Here is a 20,336-nt window from a genome sequence, read left to right on the forward strand (position 1 = left end):
GAACCCCCCTTAACGGGGCCTTAACGCCTTCAGTCTTCCAGGTAGGTGTACCCCTGGAGCTCCCGCATATACCGCTCCAGGAAGGCCCCTTTCTCCGCCGGGGAGAGGCGGCTTTGCCGCACCAGGCGCTCCACCCCCTGGAAGAGCTCCCGGGCGGTGAAGCCCATCTTCTCAATGACCTTTTCCGCCGTTTCCCCGGGGACGAAGCGCTCAATGGCGAAGCCTTCCTCATCCACCACCACGTGGGCTTCCCCCACCTGACCGAAGAGGTTGTGGTTGCTCCCCAGGACGTCCTGGTAGGCCCCCACCAGGAAGACCCCCAGGTAGTAGGGCTCCCCGGGGCGGATGGGGTGGACGGGCAGGCTTTGGCGCACGTCGTGCAGGTCAATGAAGCGGTCCATCTTGCCGTCGGAGTCGCAGGAGATGTCCACCAAGGTGGCCTGGCGGGTGGGGGGCTCGTGGAGGCGGGAAAGGGGCACGATGGGGAAGAGTTGGTGGATGGCCCAGGCGTCGGGGAGGCTTTGGAAGATGGAGAAGTTGCACACCAGCTTGTCGGCCAGGAGCTTTTCCAGGTCCTCAAACTCATCGGGGGCGTAGGGAAGCTCCCGCACGATGCCGTACACCCGCCTGGCGATGTGGTAGAAGATCTCCTCCGCCAAGGCCCGGTCCCGCAAGGACACCAGGCCCAGATCGTAGAGGGTCTGCAGGGTCTCCTTGTCGGCGAAGGCGTCGTGGTAGACCTCGCGGAAGTTCTTGGGGGAGAGGCTTTTCCAGCCCTCCCAAAGTTCCTTCACCAGGGGGTGGGCCTCCTCAGGGGGGGCTTGCGGCCGGGTTTCCCCAGGGGGGGTGATGACGTCAATCACTTCCAGGACCAGCACCTGGTGGTAGGCGGTCACCGCCCGGCCCGACTCCGTGACCAGGATGGGGTGGGGCTCGTTCTGGGCCTCCACCACCTCCTTGGTCACGTAGACCAGGTCCTCGGCGTACTCGGAGAGGGTGTAGTTGGCCGAGGCGTAGAAGTTGGTCTTGGAGCCGTCGTAGTCCACCGCCAGCCCCCCGCCCAGGTTCAGGTAGGTGAGGGGTGCCCCCAGCTTCCGGAGTTGCACATAGGTTTGGGCCGCCTCCCGCACTGCCGCCTTGATCTTGCGGATGTCCGTGACCTGGCTGCCGATGTGGGCGTGCACCATGACCAGGGTGTCCAGGAGGCCTTCCTCCTTGAGGATCTCCACCGCCCGCACGATCTCCGGGGTGGTGAGGCCGAACTTGGCGTTTTCCCCCCCCGAGGCCTCCCACTGCCCCGCCCCCTTGGCCTTGAGCTTGTAGCGGATGCCGATCTGGGGCTTGACCCCAAGCTCCTGGGAAAGCCGCACCACCCGGGGAAGCTCGGCGAACTTTTCCAGGGTGATGACCACGTTCCGCCCCAGCTTCCGCCCCATGAGGGCCAGGCGGATGAAGTCGTCGTCCTTAAAGCCGTTGGTGGTGATGAGGGCCTCCGGGGAGAGGTTTTGCGCCAGGATGAGGGCGAGCTCCGCCTTGCTCCCCGCCTCGAGGCCGTGGTGGTAGGGCCTCCCCGCCTTGGCCACCGTTTCCAGCACCAGGCGGCGCTGGTTCACCTTCACTGGGTATACCCCCCGGTAGCCCCCGGTGTAGCCGTACTTCTCCATGGCCCGGCGGAAGGCCTCGTTGAGCTCCCGGACCCGGGCCTCGAGGATCTGGGGGAAGCGGAGCACCAGGGGCAAGGGCCTCCCCTCGTCCCTCAGCGCCTCCACGATCTCCAAAAGCGAAGCGGCGGGGCCCTCGGGGCCCAAGGGGGTCACCTCCAGCTCCCCGTCCCGGCCCACGCGGAAGAACCCCGCGCCCCAGTAGGGCACCAGGTAGATCTCCTCGGCTTCTTTGGGGGAAAAGCGCCTGGCCGTTTTCAATCCGGGTCAACCTCCGCCCTTGAGTGTAGGGCGGAAGGGCCTGCTTGTGAAGGGCTAAGGTAAAGGTAGCCCTCCCCTTCGGGGACGGGGCCTTCCGGGTCCACCAGGTAGAGGAAGGGCCCGCCGGCCTCGTTCACCACCACTCTCCCCCTCTCCCGAAGAAGGGGGCGCAGGGGCTCTGCCGCCTGGAAGGCGATGGGCATGGGGCCAAGTTCCCCCTCCACCGCCTCCAGGAGGTCTAACCATGCCCCCAGCGCCGCGGGCGTGAGGTCTTGGGGGACCCAAAGCCGCACCGCCCCCCGTTTGTCCCCAAAAAGGCGAAAGCGCCTCAGAAAGCGGCGCAAAACCCGCCTCTCCTCCCCCGAGGGGCGGAAGGTGAGGTGCTTGTGGCCAAAGACGCTAAAGCGAAAGCCCTCTGGGGCCAGGGCCCGGAGGCGGCCAATCGTCTTGGGGTCCGCCAGCCGGTGCCACCAGGAAAGCTCCACCGTGGGGAAGGCCTGGCGGTAGGCCTTGAACCCCCCAGGGTACCCCCGGTAACCCCTGAGCCCCTTAAGGAGCACGTTCCTCCAGCCAAGCCTCCAGGAAGGCCAGGCCCACCCGGGCCATGAGGGGGGTGATGGCGTGCCCCGCCCCCTCCTCCACGAACCGGGCCAGGCGGCCTTCCCCGTAGTGGGGCCTGAGCGCCTCCACCGTCTTCTCCATGCGGGCCAAGGGGACGATGAGGTCCTTGGTGCCGTGGAGGTGCAAAAGGGGCACCTCGCCGTAGTTTTCCCCCTGGAGGGCGGGGGGCCGCTCGTAGAGGGCCTGGACCCTGGGGTCTTGCAAGGTCTGCCCTTGGGGAAGCTTCATGGGAAACCCCGAGCCGATGAAGGCCAAGGCCCCCTGGGCCCGGAACCCCCCGGAAAGGAGGAGGTGCACCACGAAGGCCCCCAGGCTCCCCCCCGCCAGGAAAAGGGGAAGGCGGAAGCGTTCTTGGGCCGCCTCCGCCACGGCCCGGGCCTCCTCCCCAAACCCCAGGGCCACTTGGTAGACCTCCTCCACGTAGCGGGGGCTTTTGGCCGAGGGAGGGCTTCCCCTTTCCCCGTGCCTCGGGGCGTCAAAGGCCAGGAGCAAAACCCCCCTTTCGGCGTAGCCGGGAAGGAGGGAGAGGATGTGCTCCTTGGAGCCCTGTAGGCCGTGGAGGGCGAGGAGGAGGGCCTTGGGGGCCTCGGGGATGCGGGCCAGGACGGGAAGCCCGGCCAAGGTGAGGGTTGCTTCCCGCGCCATGGCTAGGTGAAGAGGCTAGACACGGACTCGCCCCGGTGGATGCGCCAGATGGCCTCGGCGAAGAGGGGGGCCACGGTGAGGGTCTTGAGCTTGGGGCCCTCCTTGGGCGGACAGGTGTCCGTGGCCGCCACCTCCTTCACCGGGCTCTTGGCGATGCGCTCCAGGGCGGGGCCCACGTAGACCCCGTGGGTGGCGGCGGCGTAGACCTCCTTGGCCCCCGCCTGGAGGAGGGCCTCCACCGCCTCCACCAGGCTTCCCGCCGTGGAGATCTCGTCGTCCACGATGAGGGCGGTCTTGCCCTCCACCTCCCCCACCAGCATCCGGACCCGCACCTCCGTGTCGGAAACCCGCTCCTTGTCAATGAAGGCCAGGGGGAGGCCGAGCCTGCGGGCCAAGGAGCTCGCCCGCTTGATGTCCCCGGCGTCCGGGGCCACCACCACGGCGTTATCCAGGTCCACCCGGGTGGCGAAGTGGTTGGCGATCACCGGCTCGGCGGAGAGGTGGTCCACGGGAATCTTGAAGAAGCCGTGGACCTGGGGGGAGTGGAGGGTCATGGTGAGGACCCGGTCGGCCCCCGCCGTCTGCAGGAGGTCGGCGATGAGCCGGGCGGCGATGGAGATGCGGGGGGCGTCCTTCTTGTCGCTCCGGGCGTAGGAGAAGTAGGGGATGACGGCGGTGACCCGGGCGGCGCTCGCCCCCTTGGCGGCGTCAATCATCATGAGGAGCTCCATCAGGTGGTCCTGCACCGGCGGGGTGAGGGACTGGACGATGAAGACGTCGCCTTCCCGGAGGCTTTCCTCGTAGCGCACGAAGAGGTTGTCGTTGGCGAAGCGGAGGGTGGTGCTTTTGCCTAGGGGAAGGCCAAGGGCCTCGGCGATGGCCTGGGCCAAAGCGCGGTTGGACTGGCCGGAAAAGATCAGGAGGGGGCGGTCCATGCCGTCCCCCAAGATACCATGCCCCCCTAAAGCGGGGTAAGCGCCTCCTGCGAAGGGGTGGTCACCTCGGGCCCCGTGGGGTGGAGGTAGACGTCCACCTCGGTGCGCACCCCGAAGGCTTCCAGGTAGACCCCGGGCTCCACGGTGAAGGCGAGCCCCGGCACCAGGGGGCGGAAGTCGTGGGTTTCCAGGTCGTCCAGGTGGGGCCCGGTGCCGTGCACCTCCTCCCCCAGGTTGTGCCCGGTGCGGTGGCGCAGGTAGGCCCCGTAGCCCGCTTCCACCAGCACCTGGCGGGCTATGCGGTCCACCTCATAGCCCCTGGGGTGGCGTCCCCCCCGGTAGGCCTCCGCCACGAAGCGGATGGCGGCGTCCCGGGCCGCCGCCACGCTTTGGAAGGCCCGGTGGGCCGCCTCCGGGGCCCGGCGCTCCGCCATCCAGGTTAGGTCGGCGTAAACCCCCCCGGGCTCCTTGGCCCAGAGGTCCAAGAGGACCACATCCCCTTCCCGCAGGGGCCTTTCCGTGGGGGCGTGGTGGGGGTTGGCGGCGTTTTCCCCGAAGGCCACCATGGGGGGGTGGTCAAAGGTGAGGCCCCTGGCCTCCAGGGCCTGGGCGAGGACCCCTTGCACCGCCCTTTCCGTGGCCCCGGGGTGTTCCCGCAGAAAGGCCAGGGCGAGCTCCTTGGCCGCCACAAGCCCCAAGGCCGCCCGGCGGTGGCTTTGGAGCCTTTCCTCCCCCCAGGTCTGGAAGAGGAGGAGGAGGGGCCAGGAGGAGGCGAGTTCCAGCCCCATGCCCCTTAGGAGGTCCAGGGTGCCCCCGTCCACCCGGGAGAGGTAGGGGATGGCTCCCCCGGGCACGTACTCCAGGGCCACCCGCCGGGCCCCTTCCAGGATTTCCCCCAGGCCTTTCAGGAAGCCCTCCCAGGTGTGGTAGGTGCGCCGCTTCCCCGGCAAGGAGGGGAAAAGGCTTTCCTCTATGGCGTGAGAGAGGAGGGTGGGCTCCCCCTCTTGGGGGAGGAAGTAGGCCAGGCGGCGGGTGAGGTGGAGGGCGTGAAGGCCCAGGACCTCGAGGGCCACCGGGTTGCTCCGGCCGAAGGAGTAAAGGAGCCAGCCGTCTAGCCTTTCCTCCCGCAGGACCTCCTGGATGCGGGCGAGTTCCATGCCCCTATCCTCCCGCCTGGGGCGGGTTTTGGGAAGTGTGGTATGCTTGCCGCCAAGTATGAAACGCTTCCTGCGGGTTTTGGCCTGGCTTCTGGTGGGCCTCTTGGCCCTGGGGCTTTTTGGGGGAATCGGGGGGGTGGTTTACCTGCGGGCCTCCTTGCCCAAGACCGAAGGGCGCCTCGCCCTAAAGGGGCTTTCCGCCCCGGTGGAGGTGGCGCGGGACCGGCACGGTGTGGTGCGGATGAGGGCGGCAAGCCTCAAGGACCTCCTCTTCGCCCAGGGCTTCGTCCACGCCCAGGAGAGGCTTTGGCAGATGGAGTTCCAAAGGCGGGTGGGTCAGGGGCGCCTGAGCGAGGTCCTGGGGGAAGCCACCTTGGCCCAGGACCGCTTCCTGCGCACCTGGGGGTTTTACCGGGCGGCGCAAAGCGCTTACGAAAGGCTTTACCCCGAGGAGAAGGAGGCGGTGGACGCCTACGCCGCCGGGGTCAACGCCTTCTTGGCCTTGGGGGGGCCCCTGCCCCCCGAGTTCACCCTCTTGGGCTTCCGCCCCGAGCCCTGGACCGGGCCCGACGTCTTGGTCTGGGCCAAGATGATGAGCTTTGACCTTTCCGGCAACTGGGAGGAGGAGCTCCTCCGCCACCGCCTCCTGGCCCGGGGGATCAGCCCGGAAAGGCTTCTGGAACTCATGCCCCCCTACCCCGAGGACGCCCCCACCATCCTGAGCGCCGAGGACCTGCGGCTATCCCTCAAGCGGGAGGAGGCGCCAAGCGCCCTCCTCCAGATGGCCCCGCCCCGCTTCCTCGAGGCCAGCAACAACTGGGTGGTGGCGGGAAGCCGCACCGCCACGGGAAAGCCCTTCCTGGCGGACGACCCCCACCTGGGCCTCCAGGTTCCTTCCCTTTGGTTCCTCATGGCCCTCGAGGCCCCCGGCTACCGGGCCGTGGGCGCCTCCTTGCCCGGGGTTCCCGGCATCGTCATCGGCCGCAACGAGCGCATCGCCTGGGGGGTGACCAACGTGGGGGCGGACGTGCAGGACCTCTACCTCCTGGAGGAGGTGGGGGGCAGGGGCTACCGGTACCAAGGCCGGGTGGTCCCCTATGGGGTGCGGGAGGAGGTGATCCGGGTCAAGGGGGGCAAGGAGGAGCGGCTCAAGGTGCGGGAAACCCTCTATGGCCCCGTGATCACCGACGCCCTAAAGGACCCTCCCAAAACCCCCATGGCCCTCCGCTGGGTGAGCCTGGACCCGGAGGACCACATCCTCATGGCCTACCTGGGCATCAACCGGGCTACCAACTGGGAAGCGTTTAGAAAGGCCCTGATCCACTACTCCGCCCCCAGCCAAAACTTCGTCTACGCCGACACCGAGGGCAACATCGGCTACATCGCCCCGGGGAAGTTCCCCATCCGCAAGGAGGGGCACACGGGCATGGTCCCGGTGCCGGGGGACGGGAACTGGGACTGGTTGGGCTACCGCAGACCCGAGGAATGGCCCCAGGTCCTAAACCCCAAGGAGGGCCTCCTGGTCACCGCCAACCACAAGGTGACCCCGCCGGGCTTCCCCTACGCCCTCACCTACGACTGGGCCGAGCCCTACCGGGCGGAGCGCATCCTGGAACTCCTCCGGGCCAAGGAGAAGCTCACCTTGGAGGACATAAAGGCCATCCAACAGGACCAAAAGAGCCTCCTCTTCCGCGACTTCCGCCCCGTCCTCTCCCTCCTCACCCCCCTTTCGGAGCGGAGCAAAGCCTGGCGGGAGCGGCTCCTCGCCTGGGACGGCACCATGGCCCCCTCCTCGGAGGAGGCCTTGGTCTTCGCCCTCTGGTACGCCGAGCTCACCCGGCTTCCCGCCCGGGAGGTGGGGGAGGAGTACTGGGACGAGCCCCGCTACCTGCTCAAGGCCATGAAGGAGGGGGACAGGAACTGCGACCAGCCGGAAACCGAGTATAGGGAAACCTGCCTGGACTACGCCGCCTTGGCCCTGGAGCGGGCCCTGGACCGCAAGGAGGGGCTTCGGGCCCGGACCTGGGGCGCGGTCCACCGGGCCGCCTTCCGCCACCCCGTCCTCACCCACACCCCCCTAAAGCGCTTTTCCGACCGGGAGGTGGCCTTTGGCGGGGACCGGTACACGGTGAACGTGGGCCCCTTTGACCCCAAGACCCTCGCCATGGACAAGGGCCCAAGCTACCGCCAGATCGTGGACCTGGCCGATCCCGAGCGCTCCCTCTTCGTCCACCCCATGGGCCAGTCGGGCCACTTCCTTTCCCCCCACCACGCCGACCTCCTCCCCCTTTGGGCCAGGGGGGACTACCTCCCCATGACCTTCGCCGGGGAGGGGAGGCTTCTCCTCCTGGAGCCCGGCCGCTAGCCCTTTTCCTCGCCGTTTTCCAGGCTCTGGAAGTGGGCCAGGGTTTCCCGCACCTTCTCGTGCACCCAGTAGGCCTTGCGGCCGAAGAGGAGCTCCAGGGCCTCGTCCACCCCTTCCACGGCGTAGAGGTGGAACACTCCCTTCTCCACCGCCGCCACCACCTCCGCCCGCAGGGTGAGGTGGGGGAGGTTGGCCCGGGGCAGGACCACCCCTTGGGTGCCCGTGAGCCCCAGGGCCTGGCAGACGCGGAAGAAGCCCTCCACCTTCTCCGCCACCCGGCCCACCGCCAAGACCCGCCCCGTCTGGTCAATGGCCCCGGTCACCGCCAGGTCCTGCCTTAGGGGAAGGCCCGAAAGGGCGGAGAGCACCGCCAAAAGCTCGGCGAGGCCGGCGGAGTCCCCCTCAATGCCCCCGTAGCTTTGCTCAAAGACCAGGCTCACCGTGGCGGAAAGGGCCCCGATCTGGGCGTAGGTGCCTCTTAGGTAGCCGGCCAGGGTGAGGACCGCCTTGTGGAAGACTTGGCCCCCCAGCCCCACCTCCCGGTCTATGGAGAGGATCCCCTCCCGCCCGGGCCCCGCCTGGGCGGTGATGCGCACGGGGCGGCCCGTGGGCACGGGGCCTTCCACCACCACGAGCCCATTCACCTCCCCCACCCGCTCCCCCTTCACCTCCAAGGCCACCACGCCCTCCCTCAGGTCTTGCAGGTAGAGTTCCTCCTCCAGCCCGTACCGCTCCTCCCGGGAACGCACCGCCTGGGCCACCGCTGCTCGGTCCAGGGGCTTCCCGTGGGCCTCCGCCTCCTTGGCCAGGTCCAGGAGGCGGTAGAGGCGGGCATCCAGGCGTTCTTGGTGGCCCGCCATGCGCCGGGCCTCGTCCGCCAAAGCGGCCAGGCCCTCGGGGGTGAGGTGGACCCCCTCACCCTCCAGGAAGCCCCCCAGGTAGGCCACGTTTTCCTCGGTGTAGGGGATCTCGGGGGCGAACTCCACCCGGAAGGGGAAGAGCTCCAAAAACTCCTCGTCCTCCTCCAAGAAGGCGATGACCTCCGGGGGGCCCACCAGGAAGACCTGGGCCTCGAGGGGGGCGGGCTTGATCCGGGGGCCCTTGACCTCGGGCCTGGGGGTGAGGGGCTCCACCTCCCCCGTGGCCAGGGCCCGCTTGAGGAGGGGGTAGCTCCCCAGCTCCAAGACGCGGTGGGCCTCCAGGAGCAAAACCCCCCCCCATGGCCCGGTGCAGGGCCCCGGGGCGCAGGAGCCCCAGGTGGGTGGTGAGGGCCCCCTCCCGCATCTCGTACTCCAGGTGGCCGAAAAGCCGTTCCGGGGTGGGGTTGGGCTCGTGGACCACCCGCTCCCCCCCCTCCACCAGGAGGCGGGGAAGAAGCCTTTCCGGCTCCACCGCCTCCTCCAGGGCCGCGGCCCGCAACAGGTTTTCCAAAAGCCAATCCAGGTAGGGCCCGGCTTGGGGGAAGCGGCCCTTAAGCTCCTCGGCCTTGGGCAGGAGGAAGCGCTCGGCGAAGCCCCGCCTTAGGGCGGCCACCTGCGCCTGGGCCTTTTGCCTCAGGTCCACGTAGGCCAGGATGGTTTCCTCCAGCTTGGCGGAAAGCTCGGGGGGCAGGGGGCCCTGGCCGGTGAGGGTGAGCCCCCCCTCGCCCTCCTTCAGGGTGAAGCCGTGGCCTTGGGCCTCCTCCGCCAGGGCCCTTAAGAGGGCTTCCGCTTCCTTCTCGTAGCGGGCTTCCAGGAGGCTTTTGGCGTAGAGGAAGCCCTTTTCCCCAAAAAGGGCGGGGGTGAACTCGGCGAAGAGGGCTTCCACCCCCTCCACCAGGGCCCGGCCCTCCCCTTGGGGCAGGGTGAGGGGGAAGGCCTCCTCCCCCAGGGGGAGGTAGACCAGTTCTTCCTTGGGGAAGGCGCGGTCCCTGAGGTAGGCCAGGAGGCGCTTGCGCTTCCCCAGGCCGCTTGGCCCCACCAGGTAGCCGTGCCCCTTCTGGCGGAAGGCGCTTTCCAGGGCCTTTAGGGCCCGCTCCTGGCCGAAGAAGGGAGGGGCGGGCTTGGGCCTCGTGGGCGGGGTGAACCAGGCGAGGTGGAGGACCCGCATCGGCCCCCACTATACCGGGACGCGGGTCCTTGGGGCCTAGGGTAAACTACCCCCAAAGGGGGACGGCATGGTCAAGGTGGAGGTCTTGGGGATGATTTTGGCGGGGGGGCAGGGGAGCCGGCTTTACCCCCTCACCGCCAAGCGGGCCAAGCCCGCGGTGCCCTTCGGGGCCAAATACCGCATTATTGACTTCGTCCTCAACAACTTCGTCAACTCCGGCATCTACGCCATCTACGTCCTCACCCAGTACAAGGCCCAGTCCCTCACCGAGCACATCCAGCGCTACTGGCGCTTCGGCGCCTTTTTGGAGGACCACTTCATCCTCCTGGTGCCCGCTCAGATGTACCGCTATGAGGAGCTCGGGCCCGTGTGGTACCGGGGCACGGCGGACGCCATCTACCAGAACCTCCACCTGGTGCAAAACCACGCCCCCGAGGCGGTGGCCATCTTCGGCGGGGACCACATCTTCAAGATGAACGTCCGCCACATGGTGGAGTACCACTATGAAAAGCGGGCGGACATCACCATCGCCGCCTACCCCGTGCCCGTGGAAGAGGCGGGCCGCTTCGGCGTCCTGCAGGTGGACGAGGAGTGGCGCATCACCGAGTTCCAGGAAAAGCCCAAGATCCCCAAGCCCCTCCCAAATAAGCCCCACTTGGCCCTGGCCTCCATGGGCAACTACATCTTCCGCACCGAGGCCCTTTTTGAGCTTTTGGAGGCGGACGCCAAGGACGAGGCGAGCTCCCACGATTTCGGCAAGGACGTGATCCCCCGGGCCCTCAAGGAGGGGTACCGGGTCTACGCCTACGACTTCCACCGCAACCCCATCCCCGGCCAGGAGGGCCCCAACCTCTACTGGCGGGACGTGGGGACCCTGGACGCCTACTTTGAGGCCAGCATGGACCTGGTGAAGGTCATCCCCGAGTTTGACCTCTTCAACCCCGAATGGCCCCTCCGCACCGCCAACCTCTTTAGCCCCCCGGCCAAGTTCGTCCACGAAACCGGGGAGCGGGTGGGGCGGGCCCTCAACAGCCTCCTCGCCGGCGGGGTGATTGTGAGCGGCGGGACGGTGCGGGAATCCGTCCTCTTCCGCCGGGTGCGGGTGAACTCCTATAGCCTGGTGGAGCGCTCCGTCCTCTTTGACGACGTGGAGGTTGGGCGCTACTGCCGCATCCGCAACGCCATCATTGACAAGAACGTGAAGATCCCGCCCCACACCGAGATCGGCTACGACCTCGAGGCCGACCGGGCCCGGGGCTTCACCGTGACCCCGGAAGGGGTGGTGGTGGTCCCCAAGGGGTACCGCTTCTAGCCATGGAGAAGCACCCCGGAAAGCTCTTCTACCGCCTCTCCCGCCTCCAGCCGGGGGACGAGCTACCCCTCAAGCGCAAGCCCAAGGCCAAGGTCTACGCCAACCCCCTGGAAACCCAGGCCCTTCCCCCCGGGCGGCGCGACGGGGGGCCGCCCCTCTTCCGCGTCCTGGCCCACCTCAAGCCCGCTTTGCCCGAGGTGGGGGCCGCCCTCACCCTCAACGACCTCTCCCAGCTCCTCCTTCCCCTGGCGGAGCGGGAGGGGCTTAGGGGCTTTCCCTCCGCCGGCGAGGCCTACCCCGTGGAGGCCTACCTGGTGGCCCTCCAGGTGGAGGGGGTTTTCCCCGGGGTCTACCACTACTTCCCCAAGGAGCACCAGCTTTTCCAGCTCTCCCACAAGGCGGAGCCCGGGGCGTGGGCCGAGGCCCTTCTGGGGCTTTCCCCAAAGAAGGCGGCGGCCTTGCTCGTCCTCACCCTGGTCCCGGAAAGGAGCGAAGCCTTGTTCGGCCTTCGGGGATACCGGTATGCTCTTTTGGAGGCCGGCTACGCCGCGGGCTTGGTCCTGCTTTCCGCCGTGGGCCTGGGGCTTGCCGCCTATCCGGCGGAAACCTTCTACGACGAGGCGGTGGCCCGGCTTCTGGGTTTGCCCGAAGGGGAATACCCCGGGGTGGTGGTGGTTCTGGGACGCTAGGTATTCGGAAAGGGATTATGGTGCGGATTCTCTTGGTGGAGGACGACCCCCAGGTGGGGGAGCTGGTGAAGCGGTTCCTGGAGAAGGAGGGGCTTTCGGTGGTCTGGGCCCGCGCGGGCCGGGAGGCCCTAAGGGAGGCCTTTGAGGGGGAGAAGCCCGACCTGGTGGTCCTGGACCGGGGCCTGCCGGACATGGAGGGCCTCGAGGTCCTCAAGGCCCTAAGGGACCTGGACCCCCTCCTCCCCGTTCTCCTGCTCACGGGCAGGGCGGACGAGGACAGCCGGGTGGAAGGGCTTTTGGAAGGGGCGGACGATTACCTGGGCAAGCCGTTCTCGCTAAAAGAACTCCTCGCCCGCATCAAGGCCCTCCTGCGCCGCGCGGGCAAGGAGGGGAGACGGCGCTTTGGCCCCTTGGAGCTGGACCTGGAGGCGCGCCAAGCGTATTTGGAAGGGGAGCCCCTAAAGCTTTCCGCCACGGAGATGGGCCTGCTTCTCGCCCTAGCCCAGGCCCCGGGCCGGGTCTACACCCGGGAGGAGCTTTTGGAAAGGGTCTGGGGGCCGGACTTCGCCGGCTCGGAGCGGGTGGTGGACGCCTACGTGCGGCTTCTCCGCAAGAAGCTCAAGGATGACCCCTACGCCCCCCGCTTTATAGAAACCGTGGTGGGGGTGGGGTACCGCTTCCTGGGGGAGTAGTGGAGCGGGTCTTCGTCTACGGCACCTTGAAGCGAGGGGAGCGGAACCACGCCCGGGTGGCGGGGAAGCTTTTGGGGGTGGTCCCGGGGTACGTGGAGGGGTTTAGCCTGTATCACCTGCCGGAAGGGGCGGGAAGGCCCTACGCCTACCCCGCCATGGTGCCGGGGGAAGGAAGGGTTTATGGCGAGGTCCTCCTCCTCCCGGCGGAGGCCCTTCCCCTTCTGGACGCCTTGGAGGAGGAAGGGGAGGAGTACCGGAGGGTGCGGGTCCTGGTCCACACGGCGGAGGGCCCCCTCGAGGCCTGGGCCTACCTTTACCTCCAGGACCTGAAGGGCGCCCTTCCCCTTCCCGAGGGGGTGTGGCCCCCATGAAGGTCCTCCTCGTGGCCCCCGAGGCCTACCCCTTGGCCAAGGTGGGAGGTCTCGCCGACGTGGTGGGGGCCCTGCCCAAGGCCCTGAGGCCCCTGGGAGTGGAGGCGGCGGTCCTCCTCCCCTGGCACCGGGGCCTGGAGGCCAAGGGGGTGGGGGAGGTGCGCTTCGCCTTCGCCGGCCAGGAGGCGCGGGCGGCCTTGGGGGAGCGGGTGGAAGGGGGGATGCGCTTCCTCCTTTTGGGGGTGGAGGGGTTTGACCGGGAGGGAATCTACGGCTACCCGGACGACCCCGAGCGCTACCTGCGCTTCGCCCTGGCGGCCAAGGAGGTGGCCCGGGGCTTTGACCTGGTCCACGCCCACGACTGGACCGCCGCCCTCCTCGCCCTCTACGCCCCCACGGTCTACACCATCCACAACTTGGCCCACCAGGGCCTGGTGGACCCCGCCGCCTTCTTCCACTGGACCGGGCTTCCCTGGAGCCTCTTTCACCTGGAGGCCCTGGAGTACTACGGGAGGGTGAACCTGATGAAGGGGGGGATCGTCTTCGCCCGTTTGGTGACCACGGTGAGCCCCTCCTACGCCGAGGAGATCCAGACCCCCGAGTTCGGCATGGGCCTGGACGGGGTGTTGCGCCGGCATGCGGGGAAGCTTGTGGGCATCCTCAACGGCCTGGACACGGAGGTCTTTGACCCGGCCCGCGACCCCCACCTCCCCGCCCCCTACTCCCGGGAAGACCCCGCGGGCAAGGCTTTGGCCAAGGAGGCCTTCCGCCGGGAAACGGGGCTCGAGCCGCCCATCCTCGCCTACATCGGCCGCCTGGACCCGCAAAAGGGCCTGGACCTTCTCCTCGCCGCTTGGCCCCGCCTTAAGGAGCTTGGCTTCAGCCTTTACGTGCAAGGGGTGGGGGAGGGGGAGTTGGCCCAAGCCCTGCAGGCGGCGGAGGGGGAAAGCCCCACGCGGCTCCGCTTCGTCCCCGCTTACCACGAGGGCCTGGCCCGCCTGGCCTACGCCGGGGCGGAGGCGGTTTTGGTCCCGAGCCGCTTTGAGCCCTGCGGCCTGGTGCAGATGATCGCCCAGCGCTACGGCACCCCCCCCGTGGCCCGGGCGGTGGGGGGCCTGAAGGACACCGTGGAGGACGGCCGGACGGGGGTCCTCTTCCAGACCTTCCACCCCGAGGGCCTCCTCTACGGGGTTTTGCGCCTCTTCTGGCTTGGGGCCGAGGCCTTGGGCCTGAAGGGCATGGAAAAGGACTTTTCCTGGGAAAAGCCCGCTCGGGCCTACCTCGAGGCCTACCGCCGCGCCCTAGGCTAGGATGGACGGGATGGTGGGCGAGCTCAAACGGCGGGCTTTGGCGGGGGATGGCGAGGCGGAGGCGCTTTTGCGCTTCCTCGCCCTCCTGCGTGCCAAGGACTACGCCGCCGCCAAAACCTACGCCGAAGGCTTCCCCGAGGGCTTGCGAGAGCGGCTTCTTAGGGGCCTCGCCCTCCTCGCCGAAGACCCCAAAGCCCTGGAAGACCCCCTCTTCGCCGCGGAGCGGGAGGTGGTCTTGGGGGTGGAGGCGGTGCGGCAGGGCCGGCGGGCGGAGGCGGAGGCCCACTTCCAAGGGGCCCTCGCCCTGGACCCCGAGCACCACCGGGCCCTCACCAACCTGGGGACGCTTTACCTGGAACGGGGCGACTTGGAGGCGGCCTTAGACCTTTACCAAAAGGCCTTAAAGCTCGCCCCAGAAGACCCCCTCCTCCACGAGAACCTGGCCGCCCTCTACAAGCGCAAGGGGGACCTGGACAAGATGGTGGCCCACATGAAGCGGGCCACCCGGCTCAAGATGGCCCCGCCCTCCCCTCTAGACCCCCTAACCGGCCAGCGGGTGCGCCGGAAGCGGGTGCCCCTTTGGGTGTGGGTCTTCCTCCTCGCCCTCTTGGCCTATCTCCTCTATAAGCCGTAGGGCCCGGTCCAAGGCGGCGAGGCTTTTCCCCTCGGAGAGGATCCGCCGCCAAAGCCTCCCTCCGGGCCTGCCCCGGAAGAGGCCCAGCATGTGCCGCAGCACGGCCCAAGGAGGGGTGCCCCTCGCCACCTCTTCCTCCAGATAGGCCCGCATCCGCCGCGCCACCTGGAGGCGGCTCGGCCTCCTCGCCAAGCCGTACACCTTCCGGTCCGCCTCCTCCAGGACAAAGGGGTCCTCGTAGACCGCCCGGCCCAGCATGGCCCCGTCCACCTTGCCCAGGTGGGCCAGGGCCTCCTCCAAGGTGCGGAGGCCCCCGTTGAGCACGAAGGGGAGGTGGGGGAAGTCCCCTTTTTGGCGGTGGACCCACTCGTGGCGCAAGGGGGGGATCTCCCGGTTGGCCTGGGTGGAAAGGGTGAGGAGGGCGCTTCGGGCGTGGACGATGAAGGCCTTCGCCCCCGCCTCCGCCAGGCGTTCCACCAGGCGGGCGAGCTCGGGGTAGGTTTCCTGGCCCTCGAGGCCCAGCCGGAGCTTCACCGTGACCGGCACCCGCACCGCCTGGGCCATGGCCCGGACGATCTCCACCACCCTTAAGGGGTCGCGGAGGAGGCAGGCTCCGTACCCTCCTTCCTGGGCCTTCTCCGAGGGGCAGCCTAGGTTGAGGTTGATTTCGCCGTAGCCGAAGGCCTCCCCGATCCGCGCCGCCTCCGCCAGGTCCTCGGGGTTCCGGCCCGCAAGCTGCAGGGCGATGGGGTGTTCCTCGGGGCGGAAGGCGAGGAGGCGCGCCCGGTTGCCCCGCAAGACCCCTTGGTCCAGGGTCATCTCGGTGTAGAGCCTCACCCCCAGGCTCACCTGCCGCACCAGGTAGCGGAAGTGGCGGTCCGTGCGGTCCACCATGGGGGCCACGGAGAGCCTCAGGTCAAGCACCCAAGACCTCCTCCGGGGAAAGGGGCCTAGGCTCGCGGAATCCGATGTGCTCCCACTCCCCCTCCTCCACCACCACAAGCCCCGGGTTTTCCGCCCTTAAGCGGGCCACCACCCCCTGCACCAGGTCCTCGGGGGTGCTGGCGGCGGAGGTGAGGCCGAGGCGTTTCACCCCACGAAGCCACTCGGGGCGGAGCTCCTCCGGGCGCTCCAGCCGGTAGGCCCGCCCCACCAGGCTCTGGGCCAACTCCAAAAGGCGCATGCCGTTAGAGGAGTGGGGGCTCGTGAGGACCAAAAAGGCCTCCACGTGGGGGGCGATGCGCTTCACCGCCTCCTGGCGGTTCTGGGTGGCGTAGCAGAGATCCTTGCGGGCGGGCACCACCAGCTTGGGAAAGCGGCGCTTCAAGATTTCTATGGTGGCCAGGGTGTCGTCCACGCTCAGGGTGGTCTGGGTGAGGACCACCACCCTTTCGGGGTCGGGCACCGCCACCGTGCGGGGGTCGGCCAGGCGGGGGTCCTTGCCCACGTGGGTGTGCACCGCCACCAAGATGGTCCGGTCGGGGGCCTCGCCGTAGGTGCCCTTGATTTCCTGGTGGTCGGCGGAGTCCCCCACCAGGAGGATCCAGTACCCTTCCTTGGCGTAGCGCCGGGCCTCGGTGTGCACCTTGGTCACCAGGGGGCAGGTGGCGTCCAGGATGTGAAAGCCCATCTGGGCGGCTTCCTTGCGCACCGCGGGGGGGTGGCCGTGGGCGGAGAAGACCAGGGTGCCCGCAAGCCGCCTTTGCCGCCTAAGTTCCTCCAGCTCCGCCAGGTCCTCCACGAAGTGGACCCCCTTGGCCTTCAGGCGCTCCACCACCACCCGGTTGTGGACGATCTCGTGGTAGACCACCAGTTCCCCTTGGTCCTTCAGCGCCTCCGCCCAGCGCTCCACCGCCTCTATGGCCATCACCACCCCGGCACAGAAGCCTCGAGGCCGGGCCAGGTAAAGCCGCTCAAGCCCCCCGTCCATGCCCCCCATTCTAGGCGTTAGGTTCTTCCGCCTTTGTGGCCTGGAGGAGCCGGGCCGCCACCCTCTCGGCGAAGGGGGTCTTTGCCCGGGCAAGGGCCTTCTTGGCGGTTTCCCTGCCCTTGCCCCCGGGGCGGAAGGCCTCCTGGGCCAGGGCCAAAAGGGCCAAGGCGCTGGCGGGGAAGGGAAGCCCCGCCTTCTCCAAAAGGCCCAGGCCTTCCCCGTAGCGGTGGAGGGCGGCCTTGGCGTCCTGCCGGAGGAGGGCTAAGCTTCCCTCCTGGAAGGCCCGGGCCGCCTTTAGGAGGCCCTCCCCTTCCACCAGCTCTTCCCCCGCCTCCGCCGAGGCGAAGGCCGCCTCCACCAGCCGTTCCAGGGCCAGGGGCCGCTCCTTCTCGGGAAGGAGGGGGTAGAACGCTTGGAAAAGGGGGGCGAACCAGGAAAGGCGCAAGGGGTGCTCTAGGCGGAAGGTTTCCCCCTGGATCAAGAGTTCTTCCCCCAGGGCCTTCAGGAGGGGGGCGAGGGCGGGGAAAAGGGCCCGCACCTCCTCCCGGCTCGCCTCCCCCTTGAGGGCCAGGAAGAAGCGAAATCCCTCTACTCCTTCCACGCCTCCACTTCCTTGTACTGCACCAAGGCGGCGAAGAGGGGAGAGGGCCCCTCGGCCACGGAGAACTTCACGTCCACCAAGACCACGTTTTCCGGCAAATCCTCCACGAAGCGGTTGAGCCTCTCCTGGAAGATGTCCTGGTCATTCCCCGTGATCACCTTGAAGCGCACCCCCTGCATGGCCCCATTATGCCCTGCGCTCCACCAGGGCGTTCAGGATGTCCTCTAACCGCTCGCGGGCCTCCGGCACGGGGAGGGCTTTTAGGTGGGGCCGGAGGGCGGCCTGGCCTTCTTGGGCCAGCCGCTTGGCCTCCGCCTTGGCAAAGGCCACGGCGCCCGAGGCCAAAAGCCTTTCCCAAAGCCAGCGCACCTCCCCTTCGGGCTTTTCCTCCCGGGGAAGGCGCAAAAGGGCCTCGGCCCTTTCCCGCTCCCCTGGGCCTGCCCCTTGGAGGAAGCGGAGGAGGATCAGGGTGCGCTTGCCCTCGTAGAGGTCCCCGGCCAGCTCCTTGCCGTAGGCCTCGTCCCCTTCCAGGTTCAAGACGTCGTCCACGATCTGGAAGGCCACCCCGAGCTTTAGCCCCCCTTCCGTGTAGGCCCCGGGGGGGTTCTGGCCCGCGAGGAGGGCCCCCAGGCGCAAGGGGGCCACGGCGGTGTAGTAGGCGGCCTTGTGGGCCACCATGCGCAGGTAGTCCTCCGGGGTGAGGTCCAGGCGGCCCGCCAGGGTCCAGGAGAGGTCCAAGTGCTGGCCGTAGGCGGTGCGGCGCACCACCTCGTGAAACTCCCTCAAGACCCTTCCGTCCCAAAGCCCCCGCTCCAGCCCCTCCAGCAAAAGCCCCCACATCTCGGCGTGGAGGGCGTCCCCGGCGTTGAGGGCCAGGGGCATGGGGTAGAGGCGGTGGAGGGCCGGGCGGCCCCGGCGCTCCTCAGAGCCATCCTCAATGTCATCGTGAATCAGGACCCAGTTTTGGAAGAGCTCCAAGGCGGTGGCGGCAAGGAGGGCGCTTTCCTCGTCCGCCCCGTGGGCGAGGCCGCTGTAGTAGACCAGGAGGCCCCGAAGCATCTTCCCGCCCCGCTTGGGGTAGTCCTGGAGGAGGGCCTGGTAAGCGGGGTCCGGGTGGCGCAGGTGGGCGAGGAGGCGCTCTAGGAGGGCCTTTCGCACCTCGCTTGGCCTGGGCGTCATGCTATACACTTTAGGCCATGCGCGACCTGGCCGCGGGCCTCCTCGCCCTCAACCTCCTCACCCTCATCTGGGGCACCACCTTCGTGGTGGTGAAGGGGGCGGTGGGGGAGATGGCCCCAAGCCTCCTGGTCCTCCTGCGCTTCCTGGTGGCGAGCGCCTTTTTTCTTCCCTTCGCCCTGCGCCTGCCCAAGGGCATCTGGGGCCCGGGGCTGGAGCTTGCCTTCTGGCTCCTTTTGGGTTACGCCTCCCAGGCGGTGGGCCTCCTCTACACCTCGGCGAGCCGGAGCGCCTTCATCACCGCCTTAAACGTGGTCCTGGTCCCTCTCCTCCTGAGCCTTGCGGGGCGCCGGGTGCGGGGGGTGTGGCTGGCCGCCTTCCTCGCCTTTTTGGGGGTGGGCCTCCTTTCCTACGATCCCCAGCAACCGCCCCTCAACGTGGGGGACCTTTGGACCCTCCTCACCGCCTTGACCTATGCTCTTTACATCGTGCGCCTCGAGGTCCACGCCAAGGCCTACCCCTCCTTGCCCCTCACCGCCGTACAGGTCCTGGGCACCGCCCTTTTGGCCCTCCCTTGGGCCTTGGGGGAAGGGGCGCGCCTGGAGGGGGTACCCTGGGGGGCGGTGCTCTACCTGGGGGTGGTGGCCACCGCCCTCACCACCTGGCTCCAGACCTGGGGCCAGCGCCGCGTCCCCGCCCCCCAGGCGGCCATCCTCTACACCCTGGAGCCGGTGTGGGCCACCCTCTTCGCCTACTTGCTCCTGGGGGAGCGCTTGGGCGCGACCGGGCTCCTAGGGGCCTTGTTGGTGGTCCTCGCCACCTCCTTGGCTATCCGCCGATCCCCAGCATGACCCGCTTGCGCAGGGTGGGCAGGGTGTTGCCGAAGGCAGGCTTGCGGTTGGTGGCGATGAGGATGGCGTCAATGAGGGCCTCCACCGGGTTTTCCGCGGCGAAGGCCCAGGCGATGTCCATCTCCAAGTCGGTGAGGAGGCAGGGCCTGAGCCGTTTGTCCGAGGTGAGGCGAAGCCGGGAGCAGTGGGAGCAGAAGGGCTCGGTCACGGGATTGATGAAGCCCACGGTGCCCTGGGCCCCTGGGATCTGGAACACCCGGGCGGGGGAGGAGGGGTCGTGGGGCACGGGCTCCAGGGTTCCGTAGACCGCCTCTATGCGGGAGCGGGTTTCCTTCCCGCTCACGAAGCGGCGGCGGTACTCCTCGGGGTCGGAGTTGTCCAGGTGCATGTACTCAATAAAGCGCACGTGCAGAGGCCGCTCCAGGGAGAGGGCGGCCAGGGGCACCACCTCCTCCTCGTTCATTCCCCGGATGACCACGGCGTTGAGCTTTACCGGGTGAAGCCCAAGTTCCAAGGCGGTGTCTATGGCCTCCAGAACCCGCTCCACCTTGCCTCCCCGGGTGATGCGGGCAAAGACCTCGGGGGTGATGGCGTCCAGGGAGATGTTCACCCGGTTGAGCCCCGCCGCCACCAGTTCCTTGGCCCTTTTGCGGAAGAGGAGGCCATTGGTGGTGATGGCCACGTCCTCAATCCCCTCCTTGGCCCGGGCCCGGGCGATCATTTCGGGAAGCTCCTTGCGCACCAAGGGCTCGCCCCCCGTGAAGCGCACGGCGGAAAGCCCCAGAAGGGAGGCGGCTTCCAGGAAGTGGTCCACCTCCTCCACGGTGATGGTGCCTGGGGGTTCTCGGACCTCGAGGCCCAAGGGATGGCAGTAAAGGCAGTGCAGGTTACACCGGGGGGTGACGGAGATGCGGAGGTCCTTGAGGATACGCCCGTGGTTATCCAGTAGCTTCATTCCGCCCCCTTTGGGCCACTATACTACACCCGCCCTGCCCCAAGGCATGTGAAACGACAAACCCCCAGGCTTCACAGCCTGG

General features: G+C 68.3%; 19 protein-coding genes and 1 pseudogene. 8 read left to right on the forward strand and 12 right to left on the reverse strand.

Annotated features, from left to right (window positions below; translation table 11 throughout):
* Window positions 1-29: 29 nt before the first annotated feature.
* The 5 genes from speA to QT17_RS11910 are packed head-to-tail and all read right to left on the reverse strand — an operon-like array spanning window position 30 to window position 5,280.
* Window positions 30-1,922 (reverse strand): biosynthetic arginine decarboxylase, encoded by a 1,893-nt coding sequence (speA, locus tag QT17_RS11890; protein WP_039460264.1) that lies wholly within the window; start codon window positions 1,920-1,922, stop codon window positions 30-32.
* The gene (locus QT17_RS11895; protein WP_039460266.1) at window positions 1,919-2,482 is read right to left on the reverse strand and encodes a DUF72 domain-containing protein; all 564 of its coding nucleotides are present in this window, start codon (window positions 2,480-2,482) and stop codon (window positions 1,919-1,921) included. Before QT17_RS11895 ends, speA begins: the two co-directional genes overlap by 4 nt.
* Window positions 2,472-3,188, reverse strand: a complete 717-nt coding sequence (locus tag QT17_RS11900) for an alpha/beta hydrolase (RefSeq protein WP_039460268.1) — start codon at window positions 3,186-3,188, stop codon at window positions 2,472-2,474. The genes QT17_RS11895 and QT17_RS11900 overlap by 11 nt, the downstream gene beginning before the upstream one ends.
* A gap of 2 nt (window positions 3,189-3,190) precedes the next feature.
* Window positions 3,191-4,123, reverse strand: coding sequence for a ribose-phosphate pyrophosphokinase (locus QT17_RS11905; protein ID WP_039460294.1), 933 nt, complete (start codon window positions 4,121-4,123; stop codon window positions 3,191-3,193).
* A gap of 26 nt (window positions 4,124-4,149) precedes the next feature.
* On the reverse strand, window positions 4,150-5,280 hold the full coding sequence (locus tag QT17_RS11910; protein WP_039460269.1) for a Xaa-Pro peptidase family protein: 1,131 nt from the start codon (window positions 5,278-5,280) through the stop codon (window positions 4,150-4,152).
* 58 nt (window positions 5,281-5,338) lie between these two features.
* Here QT17_RS11910 and QT17_RS11915 point away from each other — a divergent pair, with 58 nt between their 5' ends.
* A complete protein-coding gene (locus QT17_RS11915) occupies window positions 5,339-7,645 on the forward strand; it encodes a penicillin acylase family protein (protein ID WP_039460270.1) in 2,307 nt (768 codons plus the stop codon).
* Here QT17_RS11915 and QT17_RS11920 read toward each other — a convergent pair.
* Window positions 7,642-9,733, reverse strand: a pseudogene (locus tag QT17_RS11920) (AAA family ATPase). The gene QT17_RS11915 and the pseudogene QT17_RS11920 sit on opposite strands and share 4 nt — an antisense overlap.
* 67 nt (window positions 9,734-9,800) lie before the next feature.
* Between QT17_RS11920 and glgC the strand changes: the two are divergent.
* The 6 genes from glgC to QT17_RS11950 are packed head-to-tail and all read left to right on the forward strand — an operon-like array spanning window position 9,801 to window position 14,741.
* Complete coding sequence (glgC, locus tag QT17_RS11925; protein ID WP_039460272.1) at window positions 9,801-11,045, forward strand: glucose-1-phosphate adenylyltransferase; 1,245 nt, start codon at window positions 9,801-9,803, stop codon at window positions 11,043-11,045.
* Window positions 11,046-11,047: 2 nt separating this feature from the next.
* On the forward strand, window positions 11,048-11,734 hold the full coding sequence (locus QT17_RS11930) for a SagB/ThcOx family dehydrogenase (RefSeq protein WP_039460273.1): 687 nt from the start codon (window positions 11,048-11,050) through the stop codon (window positions 11,732-11,734).
* Window positions 11,735-11,751: 17 nt separating this feature from the next.
* Window positions 11,752-12,426: a response regulator transcription factor gene (locus tag QT17_RS11935; RefSeq protein WP_039460275.1), complete on the forward strand. Its 675-nt coding sequence runs from the start codon at window positions 11,752-11,754 to the stop codon at window positions 12,424-12,426.
* Window positions 12,426-12,797, forward strand: a complete 372-nt coding sequence (locus QT17_RS11940; protein ID WP_039460276.1) for a gamma-glutamylcyclotransferase — start codon at window positions 12,426-12,428, stop codon at window positions 12,795-12,797. Before QT17_RS11935 ends, QT17_RS11940 begins: the two co-directional genes overlap by 1 nt.
* Window positions 12,794-14,107 (forward strand): glycogen synthase, encoded by a 1,314-nt coding sequence (locus QT17_RS11945; RefSeq protein ID WP_039460295.1) that lies wholly within the window; start codon window positions 12,794-12,796, stop codon window positions 14,105-14,107. Before QT17_RS11940 ends, QT17_RS11945 begins: the two co-directional genes overlap by 4 nt.
* A 10-nt stretch (window positions 14,108-14,117) precedes the next feature.
* Window positions 14,118-14,741 (forward strand): tetratricopeptide repeat protein, encoded by a 624-nt coding sequence (locus QT17_RS11950; RefSeq protein WP_369792392.1) that lies wholly within the window; start codon window positions 14,118-14,120, stop codon window positions 14,739-14,741.
* On the opposite strand, the gene dusA is transcribed toward QT17_RS11950, so the two are convergent.
* Genes dusA through QT17_RS11975 form a run of 5 tightly spaced genes read right to left on the reverse strand, consistent with a single transcriptional unit; the run spans window position 14,649 to window position 18,451 of the window.
* Window positions 14,649-15,665, reverse strand: coding sequence for a tRNA dihydrouridine(20/20a) synthase DusA (gene dusA, locus QT17_RS11955; protein WP_039460280.1), 1,017 nt, complete (start codon window positions 15,663-15,665; stop codon window positions 14,649-14,651). The two genes, QT17_RS11950 and dusA, sit on opposite strands and share 93 nt — an antisense overlap.
* Complete coding sequence (gene ispH, locus QT17_RS11960; RefSeq protein ID WP_039460281.1) at window positions 15,658-16,680, reverse strand: 4-hydroxy-3-methylbut-2-enyl diphosphate reductase; 1,023 nt, start codon at window positions 16,678-16,680, stop codon at window positions 15,658-15,660. Before ispH ends, dusA begins: the two co-directional genes overlap by 8 nt.
* A gap of 1 nt (window position 16,681) precedes the next feature.
* Window positions 16,682-17,272, reverse strand: a complete 591-nt coding sequence (locus tag QT17_RS11965; protein ID WP_039460282.1) for a hypothetical protein — start codon at window positions 17,270-17,272, stop codon at window positions 16,682-16,684.
* The gene (locus QT17_RS11970) at window positions 17,260-17,451 is read right to left on the reverse strand and encodes a hypothetical protein (protein ID WP_039460284.1); all 192 of its coding nucleotides are present in this window, start codon (window positions 17,449-17,451) and stop codon (window positions 17,260-17,262) included. The genes QT17_RS11965 and QT17_RS11970 overlap by 13 nt, the downstream gene beginning before the upstream one ends.
* A 7-nt stretch (window positions 17,452-17,458) precedes the next feature.
* The gene (locus QT17_RS11975) at window positions 17,459-18,451 is read right to left on the reverse strand and encodes a polyprenyl synthetase family protein (RefSeq protein WP_039460296.1); all 993 of its coding nucleotides are present in this window, start codon (window positions 18,449-18,451) and stop codon (window positions 17,459-17,461) included.
* A 17-nt stretch (window positions 18,452-18,468) separates the two neighbouring features.
* Between QT17_RS11975 and QT17_RS11980 the strand changes: the two genes are divergently transcribed.
* Entirely contained in the window at window positions 18,469-19,299 is an 831-nt protein-coding gene (locus QT17_RS11980; RefSeq protein WP_039460285.1) for a DMT family transporter, read from the forward strand.
* On the opposite strand, the gene moaA is transcribed toward QT17_RS11980, so the two are convergent.
* Entirely contained in the window at window positions 19,277-20,254 is a 978-nt protein-coding gene (gene moaA / locus QT17_RS11985; protein WP_039460287.1) for a GTP 3',8-cyclase MoaA, read from the reverse strand. The genes QT17_RS11980 and moaA overlap by 23 nt on opposite strands.
* Window positions 20,255-20,336 lie beyond the last annotated feature (82 nt).

Source organism: Thermus sp. 2.9 (genome assembly GCF_000794385.1).
Lineage (GTDB): Bacteria > Deinococcota > Deinococci > Deinococcales > Thermaceae > Thermus > Thermus thalpophilus.

Bases quoted from the DNA above. Each gene is read 5' to 3' on its own strand.
- QT17_RS11905 (WP_039460294.1), bottom strand. From the start codon at position 4,123: ATGGACCGCCCCCTCCTGATCTTTTCCGGCCAGTCCAACCGCGCTTTG.
- QT17_RS11935 (WP_039460275.1), top strand. From the start codon at position 11,752: ATGGTGCGGATTCTCTTGGTGGAGGACGACCCCCAGGTGGGGGAGCTG.
- QT17_RS11950 (WP_369792392.1), top strand. From the start codon at position 14,118: ATGGTGGGCGAGCTCAAACGGCGGGCTTTGGCGGGGGATGGCGAGGCG.
- moaA (WP_039460287.1), bottom strand. From the start codon at position 20,254: ATGAAGCTACTGGATAACCACGGGCGTATCCTCAAGGACCTCCGCATC.
- QT17_RS11945 (WP_039460295.1), top strand. From the start codon at position 12,794: ATGAAGGTCCTCCTCGTGGCCCCCGAGGCCTACCCCTTGGCCAAGGTG.
- QT17_RS11980 (WP_039460285.1), top strand. From the start codon at position 18,469: ATGCGCGACCTGGCCGCGGGCCTCCTCGCCCTCAACCTCCTCACCCTC.
- QT17_RS11975 (WP_039460296.1), bottom strand. From the start codon at position 18,451: ATGACGCCCAGGCCAAGCGAGGTGCGAAAGGCCCTCCTAGAGCGCCTC.
- QT17_RS11915 (WP_039460270.1), top strand. From the start codon at position 5,339: ATGAAACGCTTCCTGCGGGTTTTGGCCTGGCTTCTGGTGGGCCTCTTG.
- QT17_RS11970 (WP_039460284.1), bottom strand. From the start codon at position 17,451: ATGCAGGGGGTGCGCTTCAAGGTGATCACGGGGAATGACCAGGACATC.
- glgC (WP_039460272.1), top strand. From the start codon at position 9,801: ATGGTCAAGGTGGAGGTCTTGGGGATGATTTTGGCGGGGGGGCAGGGG.
- QT17_RS11930 (WP_039460273.1), top strand. From the start codon at position 11,048: ATGGAGAAGCACCCCGGAAAGCTCTTCTACCGCCTCTCCCGCCTCCAG.
- QT17_RS11900 (WP_039460268.1), bottom strand. From the start codon at position 3,188: ATGGCGCGGGAAGCAACCCTCACCTTGGCCGGGCTTCCCGTCCTGGCC.
- QT17_RS11910 (WP_039460269.1), bottom strand. From the start codon at position 5,280: ATGGAACTCGCCCGCATCCAGGAGGTCCTGCGGGAGGAAAGGCTAGAC.
- ispH (WP_039460281.1), bottom strand. From the start codon at position 16,680: ATGGGGGGCATGGACGGGGGGCTTGAGCGGCTTTACCTGGCCCGGCCT.